24 protein-coding genes and 2 pseudogenes are annotated in these 26,294 nt (G+C 34.3%); 19 read left to right on the top strand and 7 right to left on the bottom strand.

Going from position 1 to position 26,294, the window contains the following annotated elements:
- The first annotated feature begins 17 nt into the window (after nt 1–17).
- The 8 genes from EHV10_RS08035 (at nt 18) to EHV10_RS08005 (ending at nt 6,106) form a co-directional block, all read left to right on the top strand.
- Nucleotides 18–401 carry a hypothetical protein gene (locus EHV10_RS08035; protein WP_128674195.1) on the top strand — a complete coding sequence of 128 codons (384 nt, stop codon included), beginning with the start codon at nt 18–20 and terminating at the stop codon, nt 399–401.
- A 129-nt stretch (nt 402–530) separates the two neighbouring features.
- Entirely contained in the window at nt 531–1,541 is a 1,011-nt protein-coding gene (locus tag EHV10_RS14980) for a DEAD/DEAH box helicase (protein ID WP_243116107.1), read from the top strand.
- Between the two features lie 59 nt (nt 1,542–1,600).
- Nucleotides 1,601–2,089, top strand: a complete 489-nt coding sequence (locus EHV10_RS14975) for an HNH endonuclease (RefSeq protein WP_243116106.1) — start codon at nt 1,601–1,603, stop codon at nt 2,087–2,089.
- Nucleotides 2,089–2,622 carry a hypothetical protein gene (locus EHV10_RS08025; RefSeq protein ID WP_128674194.1) on the top strand — a complete coding sequence of 178 codons (534 nt, stop codon included), beginning with the start codon at nt 2,089–2,091 and terminating at the stop codon, nt 2,620–2,622. The genes EHV10_RS14975 and EHV10_RS08025 overlap by 1 nt, the downstream gene beginning before the upstream one ends.
- Nucleotides 2,623–2,811: 189 nt before the next feature.
- Nucleotides 2,812–3,561, top strand: coding sequence for a formylglycine-generating enzyme family protein (locus EHV10_RS08020; RefSeq protein ID WP_128674193.1), 750 nt, complete (start codon nt 2,812–2,814; stop codon nt 3,559–3,561).
- 106 nt (nt 3,562–3,667) lie between these two features.
- Nucleotides 3,668–5,053: an aldehyde dehydrogenase gene (locus tag EHV10_RS08015; protein WP_128674192.1), complete on the top strand. Its 1,386-nt coding sequence runs from the start codon at nt 3,668–3,670 to the stop codon at nt 5,051–5,053.
- A 108-nt stretch (nt 5,054–5,161) separates the two neighbouring features.
- Complete coding sequence (locus EHV10_RS08010) at nt 5,162–5,596, top strand: hypothetical protein (protein WP_128674191.1); 435 nt, start codon at nt 5,162–5,164, stop codon at nt 5,594–5,596.
- Between the two features lie 24 nt (nt 5,597–5,620).
- On the top strand, nt 5,621–6,106 hold the full coding sequence (locus EHV10_RS08005; RefSeq protein WP_128674190.1) for a GNAT family N-acetyltransferase: 486 nt from the start codon (nt 5,621–5,623) through the stop codon (nt 6,104–6,106).
- A gap of 180 nt (nt 6,107–6,286) precedes the next feature.
- On the opposite strand, the gene EHV10_RS08000 is transcribed toward EHV10_RS08005, so the two are convergent.
- Complete coding sequence (locus EHV10_RS08000; RefSeq protein ID WP_128674189.1) at nt 6,287–7,534, bottom strand: IS110 family RNA-guided transposase; 1,248 nt, start codon at nt 7,532–7,534, stop codon at nt 6,287–6,289.
- Between the two features lie 411 nt (nt 7,535–7,945).
- Nucleotides 7,946–9,271 (bottom strand): IS1380 family transposase, encoded by a 1,326-nt coding sequence (locus tag EHV10_RS07990; RefSeq protein ID WP_128674187.1) that lies wholly within the window; start codon nt 9,269–9,271, stop codon nt 7,946–7,948.
- Between the two features lie 193 nt (nt 9,272–9,464).
- On the opposite strand from EHV10_RS07990, the gene EHV10_RS07985 reads away from it, so the two are divergent.
- On the top strand, nt 9,465–11,075 hold the full coding sequence (locus EHV10_RS07985; protein WP_128674186.1) for a hypothetical protein: 1,611 nt from the start codon (nt 9,465–9,467) through the stop codon (nt 11,073–11,075).
- Between the two features lie 135 nt (nt 11,076–11,210).
- On the opposite strand, the gene EHV10_RS07980 is transcribed toward EHV10_RS07985, so the two are convergent.
- The 4 genes and pseudogenes from EHV10_RS07980 to EHV10_RS07960 all read right to left on the bottom strand — a co-directional run bounded on the left by EHV10_RS07980 (nt 11,211) and on the right by EHV10_RS07960 (nt 14,454).
- Complete coding sequence (locus tag EHV10_RS07980; protein WP_207667142.1) at nt 11,211–11,696, bottom strand: hypothetical protein; 486 nt, start codon at nt 11,694–11,696, stop codon at nt 11,211–11,213.
- Nucleotides 11,697–11,792: 96 nt separating this feature from the next.
- Nucleotides 11,793–13,019: pseudogene (locus EHV10_RS14970) on the bottom strand (5-methylcytosine restriction system specificity protein McrC).
- 221 nt (nt 13,020–13,240) lie between these two features.
- Entirely contained in the window at nt 13,241–13,774 is a 534-nt protein-coding gene (locus tag EHV10_RS07965) for a 5-methylcytosine-specific restriction endonuclease subunit McrB (protein WP_128674183.1), read from the bottom strand.
- A 35-nt stretch (nt 13,775–13,809) separates the two neighbouring features.
- Nucleotides 13,810–14,454 carry a hypothetical protein gene (locus EHV10_RS07960; protein WP_128674182.1) on the bottom strand — a complete coding sequence of 215 codons (645 nt, stop codon included), beginning with the start codon at nt 14,452–14,454 and terminating at the stop codon, nt 13,810–13,812.
- 601 nt (nt 14,455–15,055) lie between these two features.
- Between EHV10_RS07960 and EHV10_RS07955 the strand changes: the two genes are divergently transcribed.
- On the top strand, nt 15,056–16,381 hold the full coding sequence (locus EHV10_RS07955) for an IS1380 family transposase (RefSeq protein ID WP_128674181.1): 1,326 nt from the start codon (nt 15,056–15,058) through the stop codon (nt 16,379–16,381).
- A 214-nt stretch (nt 16,382–16,595) separates the two neighbouring features.
- On the opposite strand, the gene EHV10_RS07950 is transcribed toward EHV10_RS07955, so the two are convergent.
- On the bottom strand, nt 16,596–17,618 hold the full coding sequence (locus EHV10_RS07950) for a hypothetical protein (RefSeq protein WP_128674180.1): 1,023 nt from the start codon (nt 17,616–17,618) through the stop codon (nt 16,596–16,598).
- A 198-nt stretch (nt 17,619–17,816) separates the two neighbouring features.
- Here EHV10_RS07950 and EHV10_RS07945 point away from each other — a divergent pair, with 198 nt between their 5' ends.
- From EHV10_RS07945 to EHV10_RS07905, 9 genes and pseudogenes are all read left to right on the top strand, one after another.
- Nucleotides 17,817–18,650 (top strand): DUF364 domain-containing protein, encoded by an 834-nt coding sequence (locus tag EHV10_RS07945; RefSeq protein ID WP_128674179.1) that lies wholly within the window; start codon nt 17,817–17,819, stop codon nt 18,648–18,650.
- Nucleotides 18,651–18,797: 147 nt separating this feature from the next.
- Complete coding sequence (locus EHV10_RS07940) at nt 18,798–19,052, top strand: DUF4143 domain-containing protein (RefSeq protein ID WP_279221818.1); 255 nt, start codon at nt 18,798–18,800, stop codon at nt 19,050–19,052.
- Nucleotides 19,053–19,071: 19 nt separating this feature from the next.
- Nucleotides 19,072–19,351 (top strand): annotated as a pseudogene (locus EHV10_RS15395) (hypothetical protein).
- A 122-nt stretch (nt 19,352–19,473) separates the two neighbouring features.
- The gene (locus EHV10_RS07930) at nt 19,474–21,120 is read left to right on the top strand and encodes a SulP family inorganic anion transporter (protein ID WP_128674178.1); all 1,647 of its coding nucleotides are present in this window, start codon (nt 19,474–19,476) and stop codon (nt 21,118–21,120) included.
- Between the two features lie 51 nt (nt 21,121–21,171).
- Nucleotides 21,172–21,798: a lactate utilization protein gene (locus EHV10_RS07925; protein ID WP_128674177.1), complete on the top strand. Its 627-nt coding sequence runs from the start codon at nt 21,172–21,174 to the stop codon at nt 21,796–21,798.
- 324 nt (nt 21,799–22,122) lie between these two features.
- The gene (locus EHV10_RS07920) at nt 22,123–23,448 is read left to right on the top strand and encodes an ABC transporter substrate-binding protein (protein WP_128674176.1); all 1,326 of its coding nucleotides are present in this window, start codon (nt 22,123–22,125) and stop codon (nt 23,446–23,448) included.
- Between the two features lie 68 nt (nt 23,449–23,516).
- On the top strand, nt 23,517–24,422 hold the full coding sequence (locus EHV10_RS07915; RefSeq protein ID WP_128674175.1) for a carbohydrate ABC transporter permease: 906 nt from the start codon (nt 23,517–23,519) through the stop codon (nt 24,420–24,422).
- Between the two features lie 8 nt (nt 24,423–24,430).
- On the top strand, nt 24,431–25,276 hold the full coding sequence (locus tag EHV10_RS07910) for a carbohydrate ABC transporter permease (protein WP_128674174.1): 846 nt from the start codon (nt 24,431–24,433) through the stop codon (nt 25,274–25,276).
- A gap of 31 nt (nt 25,277–25,307) precedes the next feature.
- Nucleotides 25,308–26,291 (top strand): LacI family DNA-binding transcriptional regulator, encoded by a 984-nt coding sequence (locus tag EHV10_RS07905; protein ID WP_128674173.1) that lies wholly within the window; start codon nt 25,308–25,310, stop codon nt 26,289–26,291.
- Nucleotides 26,292–26,294: the final 3 nt, after the last annotated feature.

The raw sequence follows: 26,294 nt of genomic DNA, 5'->3' as shown, positions 1-26,294 counted from the left end.
TTTTATAAGGGGGTAATATGGCAGTTTCATATTTTATTTATGTTAATGATAAAGAAAATACTGATTTTGATCTTGAGAAGTTTAACAGAGATATAAAAGAAAGATTTCCGGGAGTCAGTGTAGAAGTCAAAAACGATGAAAGCTGTAAATATGATGTTCACTTTGAATATTATGGGGCTGAATGCGAGTTTGAACTTTGGATAAATAGAGACAGGAGCGTTTTCGTGATAGATTATTTTAACTCAAAGAACAGGCTCTATGATTATGCAAAATATATTATATGGCTCAGAAGCTACTTTTCTTATGGAAGAGAAGTTTTATTATGTGATGAGGGATATAATAAAACGCTCGTATTAAGTGAGGGAGTAGAGACAGAGGATATTTTGGAGATACTGGAGTAGGGGGATTATTGTTAAAATGTGTCATCTTACGTATAGGTTTAGAGTTGAGAAATTTAGAGATATAAAGTATTATAGGAGAGTAGATTAATATATAAATAAGATTAAATTAATAAATTCATAATGGAGGTTATGGGGATGGAGACAGGCTCTGTAAATGATTTAAAAACTTATGTGGAAGTGAAATCTTGTGGTGATATTTTACCAAAAAAGGGAACAAACATCAGAAGCCCTTATGAGCATCAAAAAAAGGCTATGGAGGCACTTGATAAGATAAATAAAGAGGATTCTTATAGTACTCTCGTGGTTTTACCGACAGGAGGCGGAAAGACTTATACAGCTTCTATGTGGTTATTAAAAAATGCTATTGATAAGAAAAAGAAAATTCTTTGGATAGCACATCGTCAGATGCTGCTTGACCAGGCTGCAGAGTCATTTCAAAAGTTTGCTTATGCAGAGGTTGTACCACATATTTCTTCTTTCAGATTCAGAATTGTGTCAGGTGCATCAAGCCATGACAGAACAATAGATATCAAGGCGGATGATAATTTATTGATTATAAGTAAGGACAGCATAGGCAGAAATATTGAAAGACTTGATAAGTGGTTGGAAGGAGAAAAAGAGCTGTACTTGGTTGTAGATGAAGCACATCATTCAACTGCAAAAACCTATAGAAAAGTTATCAACTATGTAAAAGATAAGGTGCCAAATTTAAAGCTAATAGGTCTAACTGCTACACCATTCCGTACAGCAGAAGAAGAGCAGGGTCTTTTAGGAAAAATCTACTCTGACGGTGTCAGTGATGGTCAGGTTTTACGAGGAGACATAGGAATAACATATCAAATAGGATTAAAAGAACTTATAAACAGGCAGATTCTTTCAAAACCTATTTTTGAAAGCTACTTTACTGAAGAAAACTATGGAGATTCTCTGGGGCTTGAGTCATGGGAAAGGATTCAATATCTTGATAATTTGCCGGATGATATTGCGAGTCAGATGGCGGAGAGTGCCGCACGTAATAAACTGATTGTGGAAACATATAAAGAAAAACAGGATGAATATGGACAGACAATTGTATTTGCGGTCAATGTAATACATGCTATTCAGCTTAGTGCACTTTTTAAGAGAGCAGAGATGTCATAAATATCATAAAATACTATGCACAATATGAGGAGGCACCAAGATTCTATACATTTGAAGAGGTGAATAGAAATAAGCTGGATATATCAAAGATTGCACAGTATATTTGGGATAATAAAATGGATGAATGTGAGAAAGCTAAATATATTGACAATCTTTGGGACTCTAGTGATGACAATATGCTTCGTTTGTTCTTTGGAAGAAAGCTTTATTTCTTAAAACAGTTTGATATTGAGATGATGAAAATAGCACATCCTGATGTATATGAGATAGAAACTGTTGAATATGGGAAAAAATATTTAGAAAGCTTACCACTTCATGAAATTGGAAAAATTAGACCGGATCTTGAGAAGATGTTGAGAGATAGTACTTTTGAGAAGTATACAGATAGCGAAGGCAATTACCACTGTGCCTGCTGTGGATTTACAGACAAAACCAGAGCTCCTTTTCATGTAGATCATATTATTGCCATGAATAATGGAGGTAAATCTGTTTTGGAGAATTTACAGATTCTTTGCCATAGATGTAATGGGGAGAAGGGCGACAAATAATGTATGGATTATTTTATACGGCAATTGATATTGCATTGATTTTAAGTGATATGAATCTTGGATGTCGGGAAGAGAGCAAAATACTTGATCTAATATGGGAGAATGATGCAAAACTTCTTTCCGAATCATATAGAGAAAATAAAAGGAAATTTATTCTAGATACATATCACTGGATGCATTATATTTTTGATAAAGAAGCAATTGATACTGAATTAACTGCTATACAAATGGATTTTGAGCATACAAATAAAACATTAGAGATAAATCAATTAAGTAGCGAACTCTCAGATTTTGATTTGTTTTTCAAAAGTACCCGTATTAAAATATTATATGGTGAAAGCAATTATGTGAGAATAAAGTTTAGAACTTTATTAAATAAATATGGATATAAGCGTAGATCTCCACTGATAATTCAATATATAAGAAGTTGTATGGATTTCTACAAATTGAAAGTAAATAGGCGTGGTGGTATACCTTGTTCTATAGACAATGTGAGATTGGATGAAATGCTAATATTTAGAGCAAGTAGATAATTTATTCAATTAATCAAAGCAGTCACAGGTTTTATTAACTTGTGGCTGTTTTTTATTATATGGTAGTAGTAGGGGGATTATTTATATAAGCAAATATACAGAGTTAAACTGGCAAAAATTTTAAAAAGCTATATAATAAAGCCATAGAATATATGCTATTAAATATTATAAACTGAGAGGAAAGATTAAATGAACTTAGCTGAATATATAAAAGAGAATATGGTTTTAATCCCCAAAGGGCAGGAGTTAATAAGAGACTTTATCGATCCTGTCAAATGGTTAAGTTCAGATTATAAAATGTCTGCCCCTGGTACAAGGAAGGGGAAAGATACAAGGGAAGAATTAGTGGATGTTTTATCCTTTTTATTGCTGAAAACAACTGTAACAAATGAACTGTACAGTTATGTGACAGGTATTGAATGTGATGATAAAATAAAGGATTTTCCGGTGGTTAATGTAAGCTGGGTGGAAGCAATAGAGTTTTGCAACAGACTTTCAGGAAAGCTTGGATTAGAAAAATGTTATATTTTAAATTCTGTTTCAGAAAAAACCATAGTGGATTATTCAAAAGACGGATTCAGATTGCCCACAGATGTGGAATGGCAATATGCATGCAGGGGGAATAAAAAGGGCTATAGATATGGAGATATTGAAGAGACAGCTTGGTATGATAAAAATTCAGATAAAAGATTGCAGGAAGTTAAAATGAAGAGGGCAAATGACTTCGGACTTTTTGATATGATTGGAAATGTTTGGGAATGGTGCTTTGATTTATATGATGAAAAACGGTATGGAAACTATCGTATATTCAGGGGAGGTAGTTTTGCAAGTGAGGAAAGAGCCTGTGGTGCGACCTCAAGGCGGAAGAGTTTTCCGGAGTTTCAAATTGATGATTTAGGCTTTAGAATAGCAAAGAGCAGTTTTAGCGGATTGAGGTAAGGCAGCAGCTTCAGAATATAAAATTTATGCTTTTTTTAAAGATAACTATTATATAATATTATAGACAATGAATTACTATATAATTTCTAAATTATGGAGGAGATGTATGGACAATGGTAAAGAGTTAAAAAGTATTATAAAAAATCAAAGAAATTTCTTTAACACAAATGCAACCAAATCAGTGGAATACAGGCTTAGAATGTTGCAAAGACTTAAAAAAATCATTGTTGCTAATGAAGAAAAAATCTTATCCGCATTGTATAATGATCTTTCAAAGTCAAAATCAGAGGTATATATGACTGAGATTGCAATGGTATATACCGAATTAGATGAAGCTTTAAAAAATGTGAGAAGCTGGAGCAGGCCGCAAAGAGCAAGGGGTACTATAGGTACATTTCCGGCTAAGAATTATGTGTTTTCAGAGCCTTATGGCATAGTACTTATTATGTCGCCTTGGAATTACCCCTTTAATTTGGCAATAGCCCCTCTTATAGCAGCAATCTCAGCCGGAAATTGTGCAGTGATAAAATGCTCCAAAGAAAGTAAATATACCTCCAATCTGATTAAAGAAATTATTAATAATACATTTGATAAGAACTATATATATTGTGTGGATTCGGATATTGATTATAATGATATGCTTTCTCAAAGATATGATTATATCTTTTTTACAGGAAGTTCACGAGTTGGCAAGGTTATAATGAATGCCGCAAGCAAGAATTTGACTCCGGTTTCTTTGGAACTTGGGGGTAAATGCCCCTGTATTGTAGATGAATCGGCAAATATCAAAATTGCGGCAAAGCGTATAGTATGGGGGAAACTTCTTAATGCAGGACAGACCTGTGTATCTGTGGATTATGTGGCGGTGCATAGCAGTGTAAAAGAAAAGCTTATTAAGTGTATACTAAAAGAGATAAAGTCAAGATACAAGGATGCATTAAATAATAATACATACCCAAGAATAATCAATGAACATCATTATAAAAGACTGCTAAATCTGATAAGAGCGGAGGAGAATATAATCGGCGGCAGGGCTGACGAGTTTAGTAAAAAGATTGAGCCGACCGTTTTACCGAAAGCGGATTTTGAAGATGAGATTATGAAAGAAGAGATATTCGGACCGCTCCTTCCGATAATAGAATATAATGATATAAAAAAGCTTATAAGAACAATAAAAGAGCGAGAGAAGCCTTTGGCATGCTATGTATTTACAAATAATGAGAAAATAGCAAGGCGTATTATTAAGAGTATTTCCTATGGTGGCGGATGTGTGAATGATGTTGTTCTTCATGTATCAAATCATTATATGCCTTTTGGTGGTGTGGGAAATAGCGGAATAGGCTCATATCATGGAAAGTACGGTTTTGATACATTAAGTCATAAAAAGAGTGTCGTATGGAATGAAACAATGCTTGATTTACCTATACGATATGCACCTTTTAATTTGTTAAAGTTTAGAATGTTAAAATATATTCTGACAAAATTCAGGTAAAAGGATATGGAAATACCAAAGAGTAAGTAGTTACCATATGACGGTCAAGTTTAGGATGTATAATAAAAACCGGATTTTACTTATAATAAATATATCGGAGGTGAGGAAATGGCTTATACCCAGGAAAACTTTGAAGAATGGATCATTCTTATACCTTTAAAAATGGAATATTTTACAGATACATTTGCTAATGAAAATAATTTAAAACTTGACTATAGCAAAGGGTCCTTGGATGAACTGGAAAATTGGATTATTAGTAATTACAGTGAGATAAAGGATTTGATAAATGATTCTAAGACTTTGGACTATTTGACAGTATATATTGGAGAGACATTCAGAAAACATATAGGTGGAAAGTGGTATATAGATTTAAAGAATAAAAAGAATGCATACTATTCTATGCCTGTGTTGACAAGTCCTGATTACATAGGAGAACTATACAAAGCTCCAATGACATTTGCAACGGCATGTATTAATAGAAAAAAGGGCAATTATATTAGTACTATACTGAAAAACTGTATGGAAAATATGAAAATACGGTAAAAATACTGTTTATGAGATAAGCGTATGGATATAAGAAGAATAAATACAAATGAAGCAAAGCTGTTTTTTAATTGTTTAAAAAATATAGACAGGGAAACAAAGTTTATGATGCTTGAGCCGGATGAAAGGCATTTTGATGAAAAGAAAATGAAAGAGATCTTGGGAGATAAGGATGATTATTTTATAGCAGCTATTAATGATGGGGAAATTATAGGCTTTCTTTCGGCTCAAAGAGGGAAATATAAAAGAACAAGACATTCGGCATATATTGTTATCGGAATAAGGCAGGAGTTTCAAAAGCAGGGAATCGGATCAAAATTCTTTGATAAACTTGAGGAATGGGCAAAGGAAAACAATTTAAAAAGATTGGAATTAACTGTCGAGGTATCAAATACCATTGCAATAAACTTGTATAAAAGGCAGGGATTTGTAATCGAGGGGACTAAAAAGGATACTATGCTGGTGGACGGTGTATTTTTAGATGAATATATGATGGCAAAGGTGTACTAGACTGGTATATTTCTGTTACTGGAATTAAAAACCGAAAAACCAGGTTACATATATGATCTCATATTACCTTTGGAGGGGAAGATTGAAAATGAAAAGTAGAGGGTATCCATTCTCTTAATCGTAGCATAAACAAGCCATCTTCTGGTGGCTACTTTAAAAATTGAATATTAAAAGTTAAGGCTATGCAGTTGCTGACTTGATTTTATAACCTTGATTTTTTGCAATAATAATTGCCTGTTCTACCGTGATTTCCCAGTTAGTAGGAGGCAAATCATATTTTCGATAAAGTTCCGCATTATAGTTTTCACCGTTCTTAAGCATATGATATAATGCAGTCAGAAGCATTCTTGCAATGGCAATTATTGCTTTCTTGTGACCGCGGCGCTTTTTGAGACGGAGATAGCGGTTGCGAATTTCCGGATGCTTTTTACTGGTAACAATGGCATTTGCACACTGGACCGGTAAAGGTTTGATATAGCATCCGGCCTTGGAAACCCGAACAGATTTTTTCTCCCCTGTACTTTCATTGTTGGTCGGAGTAAGACCGGCCCATGAGCATAAGTGTTTCGCCGAAGGAAAAGCCTCTATGTTGGTACCGATTTCGGAAATAATTCCGATGGCAGTAAAGAGGCTACGGATACCTGGAGCGGTTTTGAGAATGGCAAGTTCCTGCTGATAGGGAGAGGCGAGCGCAAGAATGAGTTCTTCAAGCTCTGCTTTCCGGGATTCCAGGCTTTCATAATGAGCTTTGATCACCTTAAGTTTGCCGACCTGTTCCGGTGTGATATAACCGTCAATAGCGTCACGGAGTTCAGGAAGTTTCTTTTTCAAACTTTTGTAAACAAGGGGTTTAAGGTAAAAAGATGTATCTGCGGGATTTTCCAAAAGTTTATCCGGTATCGCCTGAGCAGATTTGCCGAAGGTGTCCGAAACAACGTTTCCCAACTGGATATTGGAAACCGTGAGACAGTTCTGCAAACGATTCTTTTCGCTTGATTTAAAGCAGGTCAGTTTGAAACGGTAACGCATAAGGTCACGGAGCTGGCGGATGTCAGCGGGCGGCATAAAGCTACCGGCAACAAGATCATGCTTAAACAGGTCAGCAATCCATTTGGCATCTTTCTTGTCAGTTTTCTTTCCACGGATAGCCTTAACATATTTGGGATGAGCAAGGACAATCGAACAGTCATTTTCTAAGATGTTATAAATAGGGATCCAGTATTTACCGGTGGATTCCATACAGACATCCTTGCAATTGTGTTTGAGTAGCCATTGTAACAAAGTTTTCAGACCGCTCGTGTAGGTAGAAAACCGGTGGCTCTCATAAGAAGTAATACCTTTATCGTTCGTAGAAGCGATACAGGCAACTACAAAAGTCTTGTGGACATCAATACCACAACAGATTTTGTATACGATTTTTAAAGACATAGGGACTCCTTTCAGAATCAGAAGATTCATTAGAGATTATAGGGAGAGACGGCATTGACTGAACGCCTAAGCCATAGACGAGATTGTTTATACAAAGATAAGATTACGTGTTCCAAGACACACTTATTTGTGCTTGAAAAGGCGAACCACACATATAATTATGCGGTCATCCGGCAAGCCGGACAGCCCACTCACCTCCCCGTGATTTGTAGTATACCGAGTTCCCTACAAAAAGAATTATAAATAAACCTGCATTATTCACGGTACGATATTTAAGTTAATTACCGTGCTATAAATCTTTAAACCTAATCCATGACGCTATAACTGACTTGATACACCTAAAAATGGGCAGACTTCCCCTAGGTAGAGTTTACAAGTAGTTATCAAGCTGTCAAGGTTCATTATTAGTTGTTATTCAAGCTGTATACATAGCTTGCTGATATTTGATAGAGTATCATAGAACTCATCCTTATATGGGCAACTGCTACACAGCTTGAATGTTATATACCTTGCTGAACGAATTACTTTTGCAGCAATCTTTAGCAGTTTTAGACGGACAGTATCAATGCGTTGTTTTCTCATATTTGCAGATAACGCCAATCGTCTAAACCAATTAAATATGTTATAAGCAAGTGCATGTATTTGAAGCCTGTTGGCATTTACAATTCTTGTATGACTGCTGACAGAAGCAAAGTCAAAACCTGTTTTACTTTCCTTTATGAAGTTTTCCATCAAGCCTCTTTTGCAATAGAACTTGATAAGATATTCAGGGGATGATTCCATGTTTGTAACAATGAATGTATACATGTAAGTCATTTGGTTTTCAGGTTTTTCAACTTTACAGACAACACGTCTTTCATAAGGCCAAGGACCTGCCTGATACATGAATTCACCATAAACTACAGCATAATCTACTTTGTTGTTTTTTGTGATTTCATCAAGTTCATCTACAAGATATGATGCTTTATCACGAAGTATAGCATTCTCTTTCAAACGAATTACATAGCCGGTGCCGTTTTCTTCACACTGTTTATATAAACCGGGTGTTGCAAAGCCACTATCTCCACGAAGGAGAAGTTTAATTTCCGGAAAATCTTCAAGATATTCATCAAGTATAGGCTGAAGAAATTCCACAACTCCTGTGCTTGAATACTTAGTCCCATCGCGAAGCTGAATTTTAATCAAATCTCCTGTGATTCCATCATAGCAAACAAGTGGATGGTAACCGTTACTTTGATAGTGGAAGTTAAATGCTCTACCTTCCTGTTTGCCATAGGCATTAAGGAGTGTTGAGTCCAAATCTAAAATGATAGCTTCCGGCATCTGAATGCTATAAACTTTCTTTCGAAGAATTTGATTTATTGAAAGGAACTGATTCAGTGAATCCTCATCCATTCGATTATGAAATCTTGAAATGGTTGGTTGTGATGCTAAAGTGTCTTTATTTAGCACTGCTTTAAACACAGGATCATTTGTAAGTTCATCTGAAGCGTCATCTTCAAAATAACCTGCAATGATCATATATATCATCTGAAGAAGATTTTCTTTATCAGTGTGATAACGGAATAATGCAGAATCATTGGTCTTAAATGATTGACTGAAAAGTTTATCAATGCCAAGTTTACTTACGAATTCTTTTATAAGAAGTAAGCCTGCATCAGAGGATAAATCTCCTCCATCGAAATTAATTTTAATTTTTCTATTGCTTTCAAGTGATAAGGTGTTTACAATACTCATAAAGGGCTCCTTTGTGTATTTTTTTTGAGTTTAAGCACCTTAATTTTACCACAAATGGACGCTCTTTTTTTCTTCACTTAATAAGTGAAAGCAATATTTTGTTAAAATATAGTAATTATGTGGCTTTCAGCCACTTTCATGGAGTTAACAATGAATAATCTAGGTTAAATTATAATTTATGGAGGTGCAATTTATGTTCAAAAAATTCACATCGAAACTTCCCGTTATTTTCTGTTTTTTAGTAACATGTCTTTTTGTTGTATTAGCATCAGCCTGCTCATCAGGTGAAAAATCCAAGGCGGAATCTCAAAAAAGTACAAGTTCCAATAAGTTTTCTCTTTATTTAAAGGGTAATAATTTGTATATGGCTCGCTATAATAACTCTGAAATTATAGACTTGGGACCTTGTACAACTAACGGAAGTGTTATGAAGGAATTTTCTATAACACCATACAGTAAAGATACCGATTTATTCTGTTCATTTTCAGATTATGATGGAGAAACCTATACACTTTATACATCAACATCTAAAGCACCTACAAAGCGAACCAAAGTAGCTGACAAAGTCACAGTACATTCAATTTTAAAAAATGGTGATATACTTTATCTTTCAAATAAAGAGTTGTTTTTATATAAAGGCGGTAAAGCGGTTAGCCTCTTTAAAGAAAATAAAGAGAGCGAAATGAGATATACTATTTCCGAAAACCAGGACAAACTTTTTATCGTTCCCTTTAACCACAATTCCGAAAAAGAATTTATAGTAGATGCATATTTTATTGATATCTACTCGGGCAAAAAAACTATATATTCAGATATCAATCCTAATATCCTATCATATTCCTTCGACCTTGATACAGTATGCTACTTCAATGACAATACATTATATCAGTTGAAAGATGGAAGCTCAAAAAAAATAGTAGCAGGTATTAAACAACCTTATAATTACTATTCTGTTGCTTCTGATAAGGTCATTTATACATCAAAGATTGATGAACCCGGATTCCTTTATAAATTTGACTATGACGGCAATGAGGAATTAGTAAGTGATTCACTTGTAGAATTTGTAGATTTTAATAGAAAAGAAGATTTACTGGCATATATTGAAAAAAATTCCGAAGGTGAGACCGTACTAAAGATACAGCAAAATGGTGAAATATTAGGTGAATATAAAGACATACAAGGATCAAAAGATGATAAAATAGAGGAGGTACTTCCTTATAATTCAAAGTATTGGTATTTTTTCTCTAAAGAAAATAATAAGCTTTGGAGAGTCACTTTAAAAGGAGATTCCAAAGGTGAAATCGAACTTATGAATGATAATATTTCTAATTTTGATGATATGTATACTGATAAAAAAGGCAAAAAAGAAAATGATAGCTTGTTGTACACAGCAAAAAAATTAGAAAATGACTATTATTCCTTGTTCATAGATGGAAATATTGTTATTCAAAACTTAGGTGAATATTCTTCACATGCGAATTTAGTAATTGACGATACCAACTCCTATATCATATATAATACCTCTCTTCCGGGAACTTCCACCGGTCATACTGATACCTATCATATTTGGGAAAATGGTAAAGATACTATAGTTGCTGAAAATGTAAAGGATTATAACGGATTCCTTCCAACATATGAAAAATTCGAAAAAACCTATTTTTTAACGGATTATGATGAAAATAAAGGAACAGGTATTTTAAAACAATATTTAAACGGAAAACTTAAAGATATAGACAATGATGTAAAGGGCTTTGTAAGAAATAATACAAGTTCACGTGGCTCTATATTATATAAATACCATTAAAGATATAAATACTGCCGGAGTCGCACGCGACCCATGTGGATCACGTAAGGCTCCGGTAGTAATATATCTTCTAAAGTATTATACCCTACTTTCCCATATCTAAACTATAAGTTTATGATACAATTACAAAAAGTTTTATTCCTCTATATAATAATTCCCCAGAGTATCTTTAGCTTTAAACTTTGCTGTAGTAAATAATTTATACTCACGTGAATTGCAAATTTTAGAATCATTTTCTTCAAACTGACGCCCAAAATTATATTTATAAGTCACTAATTTAGCTTCGTTTGGGTTAATTATAATAAATTCATCTTTATCAACAATAAACTCTTGAATGTCTATCATTATAGTATTCTTTTCATCAAACTCTCGTCCATACTCATCTAAAATTATAGGTACATTTCCAATATTTTCAATTGTTATAAACATGTATATCTCTCCTTTAGAGTAAGACTCTTTAAATTGTTTTACAATATTAAGCTTTCGAACGACCTTGGGCTTTCTATTCGCAAGATATAATGACACAATTACTGAAGAAACTGTACCTATGGCTACCAATACATTCCATATTGGAGCTTTCCAAAGTTCAATCCACATAATATGTCTAATATAATCACACATAAATATATTCCTTTCTATTTATTCATATACTAAAAATAATTATCTTATATATTCTTGACATAACAAAACCTTAAAGATTAAACGGCTTTCTGGTTTTTAATGTACTACTTTTAAAATAACTTCAGAAAAGTGTTGCTTCCATTTACATATTTTTTCATTCATATCTTTACAGTACTCAGAATAATCTACATTCGTCTTACTTGATGGGATATGCAATGGTAGCCTGTAGAATATCGGCTTTTCTTTTTTATAAAAACTATTAAAAGGATACAAAATCTTCTGTTTCAGTTCTTTATCTTTATTTTTATCTTCATCTTCACCAAAAGGATATATAACACCGCATTTATCTCCGCCTGATATAAATAGATATGAAATCAATTGATGAATATCCCCAGTTTTTTCCCAATTCCAAGGCTTGTATTTGGCATCAAATATACTTAGTCCTTTGTTTTCATCTTTGTTGCCTTTTTCTTCTATAAAATCAGGATACCAATGCTCCCCGGCAGCCCACTCTAAACTTCCTTCTTTTCTACTGAACAATGAATGTTTATACTTATATTCCTTCAAAAGTTTCTCCGCAACAAATTCTTCCCACAGCCAAGCTATGTCAATTAACAAGCTTAATGATAAATCTTTCGCATCATCAAATACATTTTGACCTGCTTCATTTAATATCATAATCGCAAGCTTTCTTGCTCCCTCATAATTCTGATACATAGGGTGTGTAATCTCTCTTCTACACTTTAAAGCCTCTACATAGTTATAATTCATCCTATATGAGGGTGTTGCATTTTCTATCACTTCAACTATTTCGCTTAATATTGATTTACTATTTAGAGATTCATTTCATATCTTAGAGTGATTTTCAGCAATATAATCTATAACCTGTCGCATCAAACATAATATTTCATTATCATATGTATATTCTCTGATTGTATAAGCTGTTTTGCCCATGAACGGAGTGTTGAGCTTTAAATGCCTATTTATATCCATCGTTCCTTTAAAATTATAATCATTATATTCTTTCCTTATATATTCCTTATATAATCCGTCGCTATACGCTTCTATCAATTTATTCAGGTAGAGAACTATCAATATAATTATATAATCACTTTCCTCCTTGCTACTAACATCTAAGTTAAACATATTAAATCCATACACACAATTTAGTAAGTAGAGAAGAAAGTATTGCTTATCTCCCTCATCAAAACGAGATTTTATTTCTATCCTATATCCATCATTATTTTGATCAACAATTGGTTTAGATATAACTCCAACCCAGTTAAATGTATATAGTTTGCTATTTCTTATTTCTATAGCCATATCATTATTTAAGTTGACATTTAGTGGTATGGTAATTATTTTATGTTCTTTCAGCAATTCACTAACTGAACTAACAGCTTCTATAGATTTTCTACTTTTTTCTGGCAATTCATGAACTTTATCAGACCATTCTTCATCACTAACAAAGTTATAGCCTTTATCAGGCTGTTGATTATCTTTAAGAGTAATAGTATTGGTATATTTCATAGTTTATACTCCATTTATAATATAAAGTTCTCTTTAATAGTTTCAACCTCCTTCGACTTACTCTTACTCTTAACATATTCCTTTAAAATCTGTGAAATATGGTTGTTCCACACCTTTTCTCTGGCATCTTTGTACTCATAATTATTATGTATATATAATTTGATTTTAGCAAAGTATGATGGACCCAAATGATAGTGCTTACTTAGACCTAAATCATCTATAATCGACTGATTAAGTTGCTTTATCTTGTCTTTATAATCCTTATAATTCGACCCAAGTGCTTCATCTATTCCCATAGAAATCAGTACCGTGTCCATAACTTTATTAGCCTCTATTTCGTACCAAGCAAATCGTCTTCTTAAGGCAAAGTCAAATACTTCAATGCTTCTATCTATATCATTCATAGTACCAATAATATACACATTTGAAGGGATAAAAAATTTATCATTCTCTTTATCTATAAAAAATGTGTCGTCAGTAGCTAATGATGAATATTGGGTTGAAATAGCACCTTTTTGACCTCTGTAGTCAGGATCCAAACAATACATAATTTCCCCAAGAACTTTTGATATCTCAGCACGATTTATTCATCAATAATGAATAGAAATTTAGGGAGACAATCAACCATTGCTTTATCATCATTTTTACCATGTCCTTCACCTATTTTTAAATTTGTATTTTCAATTGCCTCTTTCAACTTATCTTCTTCAATTTTATTTTTCCAAAAGTCCTTAATTTCTTTATCTTCACCAGAAAGGAAATCACCTATATTGTTTGCATTAACTATCTTTCCGGCTGCATATATTCTTTCTACGACTCCTGCTCTACGGCAAAATGACTTAAATGAACCATTTTTAAGTGTATAACTTAAATTACCGGCTGATAAATCTGGTCTTATCCCATCTATAAAATCTGTATAATCATAGGATGGGTGGAACTGCACCATATCCAATTGTATTCTTTTTATTTTTTCTTTTTCGGATTCATCTGAAATATCTATTAATCCATCTGCAATTTCATTTCTTGCTGAATAAGTCTTTCCAGTACCCGGTGCACCATTCATAATAAGTTGTTTATTGGCTATTAATAGGTTACGTTGAAGTTGAACTTCTTCTGTCATGTTTTTTGCGCTTTCTTTAATTAAATAATTAACCATTTTTTCCATTTCCTCTGCAACAACCTCATTTCGCTTCGTAAAAATACTTCCAAAAATCGCTTCACCATTCAAATTTGTCAACCATGTTTTATTTTGAAACACACGCAACTTGGTCTTTTCTTTATCTATTTTTTCAAAAAGTCCATTATTTTTTGTGTACTTTTGATTTTATTTGACATATACTTATTAAAGTTAGCACTCCATGTTGCATTTTGATTGGATTCATAACAAGCATCTATAAAATCTTCATTATTGTACCCCCCCCAATACAATACCCATTAGAAAGTCAAAATGTCGAACCCTATAACCTTTATATACTTCGTCTCTATTTCCCCCAGAATGTAGCCTTTTACAAATAGCTATAAAATCCGAATCCTTACTTTTTAACAAATATTCTATCTCTTGAAAAGTCGTATCCCATGTAAGTGGTTTCATAATTATTCCAATTCCTTTCGCTTTGCTCAAGGCACAAAACATTATGAAAATGTTTCCTTGAGCTTATTTTTTATCCTAGATTATTCATTGGCAACTCCATGAAAGTGGCTGAAAGCCACATAATTACTATATTTTAACAAAATATTGCTTTCACTTATTAAGTGAAGAAAAAAAGAGCGTCCATTTGTGGTAAAATTAAGGTGCTTAAACTCAAAAAAATTACACAAAGGAGCCCTTTATGAGTATTGTAAACACCTTATCACTTGAAAGCAATAGAAAAATTAAAATTAATTTCGATGGAGGAGATTTATCCTCTGATGCAGGCTTACTTCTTATAAAAGAATTCGTAAGTAAACTTGGAATTGATAAACTTTTCAGACAATCATTTAAGACCAATGATTCTGCATTATTCCGTTATCACACTGATAAAGAAAACCTTCTTCAGATGATATATATGATCATTGCAGGGTATTTTGAAGATGATGCTTCAGATGAACTTACAAATGAGCCTGTGTTTAAAGCAGTGCTGAATAAAGACACTTTAGCATCACAACCAACCATTTCAAGATTTCATAATCGAATGGATGAGGATTCACTGAATCAGTTCCTTTCAATAAATCAAATTCTTCGAAAGAAAGTTTATAGCATTCAGATGCCTGAAGCTATCATTTTAGATTTGGACTCAACACTTCTTAATGCCTATGGCAAACAGGAAGGCAGAGCATTTAACTTCCACTATCAAAGTAACGGTTACCATCCACTTGTTTGCTATGATGGACTCACAGGAGATTTGATTAAAATTCAGCTTCGAGACGGGACTAAGTATTCAAGCACAGGAGTTGTAGAATTTCTTCAGCCTATCCTTGATGAATATCTTGAAGATTTTCCGGAAATTAAACTTCTCCTTCGTGGAGATAGTGGCTTTGCAACACCCAGTTTATATAAACAGTGTGAAGAAAATGGTACCGGCTATGTAATTCGTTTGAAAGAAAATGCTGTTCTTCGTGATAGGGCATCATATCTTATAGATGAACTTGATGAAATCACAAAAAACAACAAAGTAGATTATGCTGTAGTTTATGGTGAATTCATGTATCAGGCAGGTCCTTGGCCTTATGAAAGACGTGTTGTCTGTAAAGTTGAAAAACCTGAAAACCAAATGACTTACATGTATACATTCATTGTTACAAACATGGAGTCATCCCCTGAATATCTTATCAAGTTCTATTGCAAAAGAGGCTTGATGGAAAACTTCATAAAGGAAAGCAAAACAGGTTTTGACTTTGCTTCTGTAAGCAGTCATACAAGAGTTGTAAATGCCAACAGGCTTCAAATACATGCACTTGCTTATAACATATTTAATTGGTTTAGACGATTGGTGTTATCTGCAAATATGAGAAAACAACGCATTGATACTGTACGTCTAAAACTGCTAAAGATTGCAGCAAAAGTAATCCGTTCAGCAAGGTATATAACATTCAAGCTGTGTAGCAGTTGCCCATATAAGGATGAGTTCTATAAGACCCTATCCAATATCAGTAATCTATGTATACAGTTTGAATAACAACTAATAATGAACCTTGACAGCTTGATAACTACTTGTAAACTCTACCTAGGGGAAGTCTGCACATTTTTTAGGTGTATTAAGTCAGTTATAGCGTCATGGGTTAAGTTTAAAGATTTATAGCACGGTAATTAACTTAAATATTATGCCGTGAATAATTCAGGTTAGATAATCTGATATAAAAAAGCGGAAAGCCCTTTAAGCTTTCCATTTTTTATTCCCATATAGTATGTTGTGCCATTACAGTGTAGTTTGAAAGACTGTTATCGGAGTTAAAATCAGCCTCTATACGATAGCGCTTCCAAAGAGAATAGTCATGAGTTTGCAATGTAAGTACAAAGTAATAAGGTCCTTTCATCTCATCATAATCTATCAGATGCAGTGAAAAAATATCTGTCAAATCTTTATTTTCAAAGTCGTTAAGCTCTAAATCAGTTAGTGATACATTGTTAATCTTCACAGCAGATAAATCTGTATCATCAGTTGTAGCCTTAAATAATGTTACAGTACAGTTTTTCAGTTCATCAAAGTCCTTCCATGTCGGTGTTACACAAACATGACCGAAAGATTTATCACCAAGATATAATTCCAAATATTCTCCATAGTAAAAGTGGTCACTTCTAGTATTTATAATCTCACTGTCTGCATTTTTTTCTTTAAAGGTAAAGCCGTTATCAAGAAGCACGGAAGCTTTTGTTGAACCGATAATCACATTGGTTCCTGCCAGCTGTACATTTACAGGCTTAGCCGGAATACCGGCTATAGATATAAAAAAAGTGAATGCAAATGAGGCGAAAAACATAAGTACATCCAACGCATTGGTAGTTGAGTAAGAATATTTCGTACGGTATGAGGGTATCAAAAAACGTATAAGAGGTTTGGTAATTCCGGAAAGTATTATCGCAGCTATAATTATAGGAAACTGCATTTGTAAACAGGAAAAAATTGCTTTCCCTATATTGTGTAATTTAAAGTAATTTATAACGGTTGCTATTATATCAACTAAAATAATACACAGCATAAAAACGCTCGCCTCTATAAGTGCGGGCTTATCTGTAATATCGTCAAGGTGAACAGGCCTTTTTGTAATCTGGATATGACCTAAAGTATATATCCATTTAGGGAGCTTCTTAAAAGTATAAACAGCTATCAGTAGTCTAAAGTATATAAAAACAGCTAAAATAAAGCACAGCAGTGAAAATATACCAAAGCCCAATGTAGATAAAAAAAATCCCATTACATTTATCTCCTTTGATTATGTAAAAGTATTAAAAAATCATGTGTTATTATAGCACTTTATGTATTGATATTGTAGATATAAAGGAATAGTATATGGAATGGGGCGGGAATAGATAGTAAGTGTGGAAAGCAGCGTAATCTATGGCTAATCACATGGTTATTTGCCAACTGAATTTAAATGGAAAGGAAATAAAGAATGAATATATTATTACAGGAAAGTGCCGATATTTTAAAAAAGTATTTTGGAGAGAGACTGGATAAAATGGTGGTTGAAAGGGCGGTGTTCGGACTGTTCTTTTCAGGAGTAAAATTAAGTACAGGTCATGGAGGTCTTTGTTTTACTCCTGTTAAGGAGATTCCGGAGGCTGTATGCTGTCCAAGTTCCGCAAAGGCTATGCCTTTATCAGGTAAACTAAGCGGTAGGAGTGTAAAGAGCTATTTGGATGATCTTTCACATGCAAATATTCTAAGAAAGACACTGGCTATTGCAACACTTAATGCACTTTCGGCTTGTTACTGGGAGGAAAATAAGAACTTGGAGTATAAAATAGAGATAGACTTAGACTCTTTTGATGTGATGGAGGTTCCCGAGAGCAAAAAAAGTGTTGTAATAGGTGCTTTGGTACCGATGCTTAAGAAGCTTCTTGCAGCAGATGCAGATTTTAAAGTACTGGAGATGGACTCACGTACTCTAAAGGGTAAAGAGCTGGAGCATTTTGCACCTGCAAAGGATGCTAATGTGTATCTGCCGGAGTCAGATCTTGATGTTATTACAGGCGTTACTATTCTTAATGATACATTACCCGATTTACTGGCTATGTGTAAGCCAGGTGCAGATATTTTGGTTACAGGTCCTACAGCAGGTATGATACCTGATGCATTCTTTAAAAGAGGCGTAACGGTAATGGGCGGTATCTTGGTGACGAAGCCTGATGAGCTTCTTGATGTTATAAGCGAGGGAGGATCAGGTTATCATTTCTTCGGGAAGAGCGCCGAAAGAATTGTAATTTACAATAAGCCAAGAATGTAAGATATTTAGATTTATAAGTAGAAAACTATTTTACAGCCTTAAAAGTGCGACAGACTACATTTTTACGGCCTTAAAAGCGTAGAAGATTACATTTTTACGGCCTTAAAAGTGTTGACGAAATACTTTTGCTAGAATGCATCGGAAGGTATAGAGCCTTATTATTATTCCACATCTAATTCAAGTGGAGAGATAGATTTTATGATTCAAGGCAAAACATCGATAATTCCTCTGGAGGTTAAAGCGGAAGAGAACTTGAGAGCAAAGAGTCTTAAAGCCTTTTGTGAAAAGTATCATCCAAAGTATGCTGTTCGTACATCTATGTCAGATTATCGTGAGCAGGAATGGATGACAAATATTCCTTTGTATAATATTTATAAAATCAGAGAATACGTAGATAAATAGAAATAAGGAGAGTAAAAATATGAGCTATACAAAAGAAAACTTTGAAGAATGGATTATGCTTATACCTTTTAAAATGGAATATTTTACAGATATATTTGCCGGGGAAAATAATTTAAAACCGGACTACAGCATAGAGTCTTTGGATGAACCGGAAAAATGTATTCTATAGTATGCCTATTTTAACAAGTCCGGAGTACAAGGGAATCACATGCAAATCACCTATGATATATGCGACTGCGAGTATCTACAGACAAAAGGGAAACCATATCAGTACGATACTTAAGAATAGTATGAAATAGAAGATAGGATTTTAGAACTTTTGTATACATAGGTGTTGTAGATTATATTTTGTCTATGCTATCATAAAGTCATAGTGTTCTAAGAGTAATGGCTCAATTTTTTAGAACATATGGGAGGAGATGTGGACTTAAGTTATATAAGACCTAAGATTTTTGAAGCATTAAAAGGTTACACCGGAGAGCAGTTTGTAAAGGATTTGATTTCAGGTATCATAGTTGCAATTATTGCAATGCCGCTGTCAATAGCGCTGGCTATCGCATCAGGTGTAAATCCTGAGCAGGGGCTGTATACAGCTGTGGTTGCCGGATTTTTTATTTCATTTCTGGGTGGAAGCATAGTGCAGATAGGAGGCCCTACAGCGGCATTTGTTATAATAATCTATGGAATAGTGGCTCAGTATGGAATGGCAGGACTTACAGTTGCCACCATAATAGCAGGATTTATGCTGATACTTATGGGTATCTTCAGACTTGGAGACTTAATAAAGTTCATACCGAAGACTATTACACTAGGATTCACCTTCGGTATAGCCGTAAGCATTGTGGTCGGACAGATAAAAGATTTCTTCGGACTACAGATGGGAGCTGTACCGGCAGAATTTGTAGAGAAGATGATTGCACTTTTTAAGAACTTTTATACATTAAGTATTGCTACATTTTTGATAGGACTTTTGGCGCTATTGATTCAAATATTCTGGCCAAAGGTATCTAAGAAGATTCCGGGATCTTTGATTGCCATCATTGCTACTACCTTAATTGTAAAGTTCGGAAATCTTCCGGTTAAAACTATAGGTGACTTATATACCATAAAAGCCGGACTTCCGGAATTTAGTATTCCGAAGATAACACCTGAGCTTATATCTTTGATGATTTCACCTGCATTTACTATAGCAATATTGGCGGCTATAGAATCTCTTTTATCCTGTGTGGTTTCGGATACAATGACAGGGAGTCATCACAGTCCGAATGCAGAGCTTATCGGACAGGGAGTCGGCAATATAATGTCGGCACTCTTTGGAGGAATACCTGCTACCGGAGCTATTGCAAGAACTGCCGCCAATGTTAAAAACGGTGGAAGAACACCTATTGCAGGTATGATTCATGCAATTACACTTATGCTTATATTGTTATTCTTGATGCCATATGCATCACTTATTCCGATGAGTTGTCTGGCGGCCATTCTTATTATAGTCGGCTACAATATGAGCGGATGGAGAAATGTGGTACACATAATAAAAACAGCACCTAAAAGTGATATTGCTGTTTTATTGATTACTTTATTTTTAACGGTGCTCTTTGACCTGGTAATGGCCATAAAATTCGGTATGATTCTTGCGGCATTTCTTTTCCTAAAGCGTATGTCCGATATTGCAAATGTACGCCAATGGGTGGATAAATCAAACTCGGATGAGTATGCACTAAATTCCGACTTGAAGGCTGTACCTAAAAATACAATAGTTTATGAGATTTTTGGTGCATTATTTTTTGGTGCTACAAAAGATTTACTTAATATAGCAAATGAAGACGAAAAAAATATACTGGTTCTTCGTATGAGAAATGTACCGGCAATGGATATTTCAGGACTGGAAGCTTTGGAAGAGTTGCTTGAAATTTGCAAAAAAAGAAATATGATTTTGATATTATCTCATGTAAATGAGCAACCGATGAAAGTAATGGAAAAGGCAGGGTTTTTAGAAAAGGCGGGAAGAGAAAACTTCTGTGAGAATATAGATAAGGCACTTGAAAGAGCAAGGGTCTTGGATAAATAGAAAAATTCAATGCTCAAATATATTGATATTAATTAAGTAAGAGGAGAATATATGAACGAGAATTTAAAAAAGAGAAATGAAATGCTGGCAGATACCGTAATCAAAGGTTTAAAAACCAGAAATATGACAGGGTACTATGCAAAGGATAAAGAAGAGGCACTTAAGATTGCGCTTGAACTTATACCGGAAAATAGCAACATTGCTATGGGAGGCTGTATGAGTGCAAATGAAATCGGTTTGATTTCCACACTTGAGCAGGGCAATTATAATTATATGGACAGGGCTAAGATGAAACCAAGAGAAGCTCTTTTGGCGGCATATGATGCCGATATATTTCTTTCAAGTGCAAATGCTATGACAGATGACGGAGTTCTTGTAAATATTGACGGGAATGCCAATCGTGTATCATGTATAGCACAGGGACCGAAAAAAGTTGTGTTTATTGTTGGAATCAATAAGATATGTTCCGATATAGACAGTGCTATGAAGCGTGCCAGAAATGTTGCCGCTACAGCAAATACACAAAGATTTGATATAAAGACTCCTTGCAAGATTACAGGAAAATGCTCAGACTGTAAATCACCTGACACTATCTGCTGCCAGTTTTTGATTACCAGATACTCTCGTCATGAGGGTAGAATACATGTTATTCTTGTTAATGATAATCTTGGATTTTAAAGGAAGTTTATAGGCATTTTAGTAAATTAATACAGGAAGCATAATATTATACATAAAAGACTGATGACTTGCAGTGACAGGTTATCAGTCTTTTTTAGCTTAGTGCAAAATAGACAAAGATAAATGTGAAATATTATATTGACATTTTTATTGTATATGATAAAATACATTTAAAGATATGGAACGCGTTCCACAAATGAGTTTCAAAAAAATAATACAGGTTAAAATGTAAGAACAGTATGTTTTATGAGACTTCGTGGAAAAACTTATAAACCAAACTACTTGTAAGTAGTATCTTATGTAAATATTTTAGGAGGTATATTCATGAAAAAAGTTTTAAGAACTTTAGGTGTTTTGGCACTTGGAGGTATGTTGGCGGCTTGCGGAAACAGCTCAGGCACAACAAAACAGGCAGATTCAAGCAGTGCAGGTGAGTCACAGGTAACAGAAAGTAAGAGTGCAGACGGTGTTACCAATGTAACTATTTGGAGTCCGACAGATACGGCAGCTATTGAGGCATGGTGGGTAGAGAAGATCGATCAGTGGAATAAAGAAAATCCTGATATTCAAGTTAAGAGAGAAGCTATCGACAGAGCTGATGCATATGCATATGAGAATAAGATTACAACAGCTACAACCTCAGGAAATCTTCCGGATATTTTATATGTAGACGGGCCTATGGTTTCATACTATGCGGCAAACGGTATTACAGTTCCGCTTGACAGTTATTTTACTGCAGATGATTTAAAGGACTTTATGCCAAGTACGGTTCAGGCTGATACTTATGACGGAAAGCTTTATGCAATAGCTCCTACAGAGTCATCAGTAGCATTATTCTATAATAAGGATTACCTTGATAAGGCGGGAATAGCGTATCCTTCAGATACGGATATAAAAGGGGCATGGACATGGAGTCAGTTCCTTGACAATGCAAAGAAGCTTACAACAGATGATTATGTAGGAACAAATATAATCATGGATAAGGGTGAGGGAATCATCTATGCTTTAGGACAGTTCTTTACAGAGGGTGGAGCCGAGTTTGTAAATGAAGACGGTTCAAAAGCTGACGGATATGTAAACTCTGATGCAAGTATAAAGACAGCAGAGTATTTAAATGAGTTTATTAAGAACGGTTATGCAAATCTTGACCCTGTAAAGGACGAGTTCCTTAACGGTAAAGCTGCTACATTACTTGGCGGTTCATGGAATATTGCAGATCTTGAGAAGTCAAACCTTAACTGGGGCGTATCATATTTCCCTGTAGCAGATGACGGAAAGGCAGCTTCACCGACAGGTGACTGGGCTGCAGCTATTACAAGAGATTCAAAGAATCCTGATGCTGCAGGAAAGTTCTTACAGTGGGCAATGAACAGTGACAATATTGCATCTTATGCAAGTGCGGTTGCTAAGCCTGCATCAAGAACATCAGCTTATGATAAGATGGAAGGCTGGGACAGCGGTGCAAGAGCTCTTATGAAGTGGCAGTTACAAAACACAGGAGTTTCAAGACCTAGAACACCTTCATACTCAGTACTTTCAACAGACTTCTCAACAGCTATGTTAAATATCTTTGCCGGAGCAGATGCAAAGGAAGAGCTTGATAATGTAGCTAAGAACTTTGATGAAAATTATGAGATGTATTATAAGTAAAATTTTAAATAGCGGTATGGTTTGAAAGGCTTGGCAAATTGCCAGGCCTTTTGTAGAAAGGATGTAATATGGCTACATTACAAAGAGTAAATAAGAAAGGCAAAAAAGAATACAGTGACAATCTTGCGGGATTTATAATGTCATCACCGGCTATTATTCTTTTAGTTGCCTTTTTGATAATCCCTATAATATATACTATATACTACTCATTTTTTACATATCAGGTAGTGCGTCCGGACAATATAAAATTCAATGCAATAGGTAATTATGTAAAGCTGTTTCATGATGAGAATTTCTATGTGGCATTGAAAAACACAGTATATTTTACAGTGATAGTTGTTCCGGTACAGTGTACACTGGCATTGGTACTTGCACTTATGGTGTCAGGTAAGAAAAAAGGTGTAGCTATATTCAGAACACTTTATTACAGTCCTCAGATAACATCAATGGTAATTATTGCTGTACTTTGGACAATTCTTTATAATTCCAATGCAAATACAGGACTTATAAATGCCTTTTTAAAGAGTATAGGTATGCAGCCTATAGATTTTTTAAACAATCCGAAGACTGCCATGAATTCCATAATATTCATGTCGGCATGGCAGGGTGCAGGCTATCAGATGATGATTTTTATTGCCGGATTAAATGCAATACCTACAGAGCAGTACGAAGCTGCAAGTGTAGACGGAGCGGACTGGTTTGCAAAACTTATATATGTAACTCTTCCGGGACTTATAAATACAATAAAGTATGTACTTATGATAACACTTATACAGGCTATGAAGCTTTTTACCCAGCCGTATATTATGACAAAGGGCGGACCGAGAAATGCAACAAAAACATTGGTTTTCTATATTTATGAACAGGGCTTTCAGAAAGGAAACTTCGGTTATGCCTGCAGTATAGCAACAGTATTTTTTATTATAGTTGTTGCATTGTCAATTATAGTTAAAAAGATAAGTAAGACAAATTAGGAGGTAATATGAATAATAAGAAGATAAATAAAGTGCTTGGTAATATTATTTTTTATCTTGGAAATGCTATAGTAGGTCTTATATTTGTATCACCGTTATTGTGGATGCTTGCTTCATCATTTAAGCCGGAACTTGAGATATTTTCAAATTTGAACTCATTGTCTACATTTATTCCAAAGAACTTTACTTTGGCAAATTATGTAGAAGTTTTTGAAAGAATAAAAGTATTTACAATATTAAAAAACACATTGGTATATATAGGTATTGTACTGATAGGTGATTTACTTTTAGGATCTATGTTCGGTTATGCACTTGCTAAGATGAAATACAGATTCAGAGGAATAAGCCTTACTATTGTAATAGCACTTATGTCAATGCCTGTTGAGGCGATAATTTTACCCTTGTATATAGAAATGGCTCAGTTAAACTGGGTAAATACAATGCTCGGACTTACAATTCCGTTTATGATGAACTGTTTTTCAATTTACATGTTTTATTCATATTTTATAGGAATTCCTGATGAGCTTATAGAAGCCGCTAAAGTGGATGGCTGTGGACCTATAAAAACATATTTTAAAATAATTATGCCGATTTCAAAGACTGTTTTTGCAACGGTACTTATACTTGATTTCGTATCCAGATGGAATGACTTTATGTGGCCTTTCCTTATAACTACAGGAGAAGAAAAGAGAACGGTACAACTTGCAGTACAGATATTTGTAGGAGTAAGCCCTATACATTACGGTGTTATTATGGCAGTTCTTACATTGGCATCCATACCTATGATACTTATGTATATATTTATGCAAAAATTCTATGTAGAAGGTATTGCATCTACAGGAATAAAAGGTTAGATTAACTGTAGAAATTTAGGTGGAGGGGTATATGTCAAGTATACAGGAGGTTGCAAAAAAAGCAGGTGTAGGAGTAGGTACTGTTTCCAGAGTAATTAATGACAGCGGATATGTTTCAGAGAAAACAAGAAAAAAAGTTGAAGAAGTAATAGAAGAGTTAAATTATAAGCCGAATGAGCTTGCGAGAAATTTGTTCAGAAACAGGACAAACATAGTTGCTGTAATTACACCGGCTATAGGTAACCCATATTATGCGACACTTTACAGTGAAGTGGAAAATCGTCTTAGAAAGTATGGCTATAAGACAATGCTTTGTAATACTATAGGTGAAGCAACAAATGAAGAGGCTTATCTTGAGATGCTTGAGAGAAATATGGTGGACGGAATAATAACCGGTACACATACTTTGGATTATAGCAGTTATAAGAAGATAAAAGGACCGATAGTCGGATTTGATACGCCAAAACTGAATGATGATATTTTGATTGTAACTGTAGATCATGAAAAAGGTGGAAAGCTTGCGGCTAAAGCTTTGATAGAAAGTGGATGTAAGGAAGTTTTGCAATTTACCGATGCAACTACAAAAAATTATCCTTTTATAAAGAGGCATAAGGCGTTTGCCAAAGAAATAAAAAAAGCAGGACTTATATGTCGTGAGTATAAGCCTAATATGGATAATTTTGAAGAAAAATTTATTCAGGAGAATATAGATGAAGCTTTCAGTATGTATCCGAATGTGGACGGCGTTTTTGCAACGGATACTCATGCCTTACTATATATGAAAAAGGCTTTGAGTATGGGAAAGAGAGTGCCGCATGATTTAAAAGTGGTTGCATACGACGGAACCTTTATTTTAAATACGGCATATCCGAGCCCAAGTGCTATAGTGCAACCTATTGATAAATTGGCAAAGGTCGCTGTTGACAGTCTGCATGCCATTATAAACGGTGAGAAGGTTGACAGAAATACCAAAGTACTTGATATAGAATTCAGACAGGGCATGACTACAAATTAGAAA

The organism is Lachnoanaerobaculum gingivalis, assembly GCF_003862475.1.
In the GTDB taxonomy this organism is placed as follows: domain Bacteria; phylum Bacillota; class Clostridia; order Lachnospirales; family Lachnospiraceae; genus Lachnoanaerobaculum; species Lachnoanaerobaculum gingivalis.
This window is presented reverse-complemented; position numbering and strand designations above follow the sequence as displayed.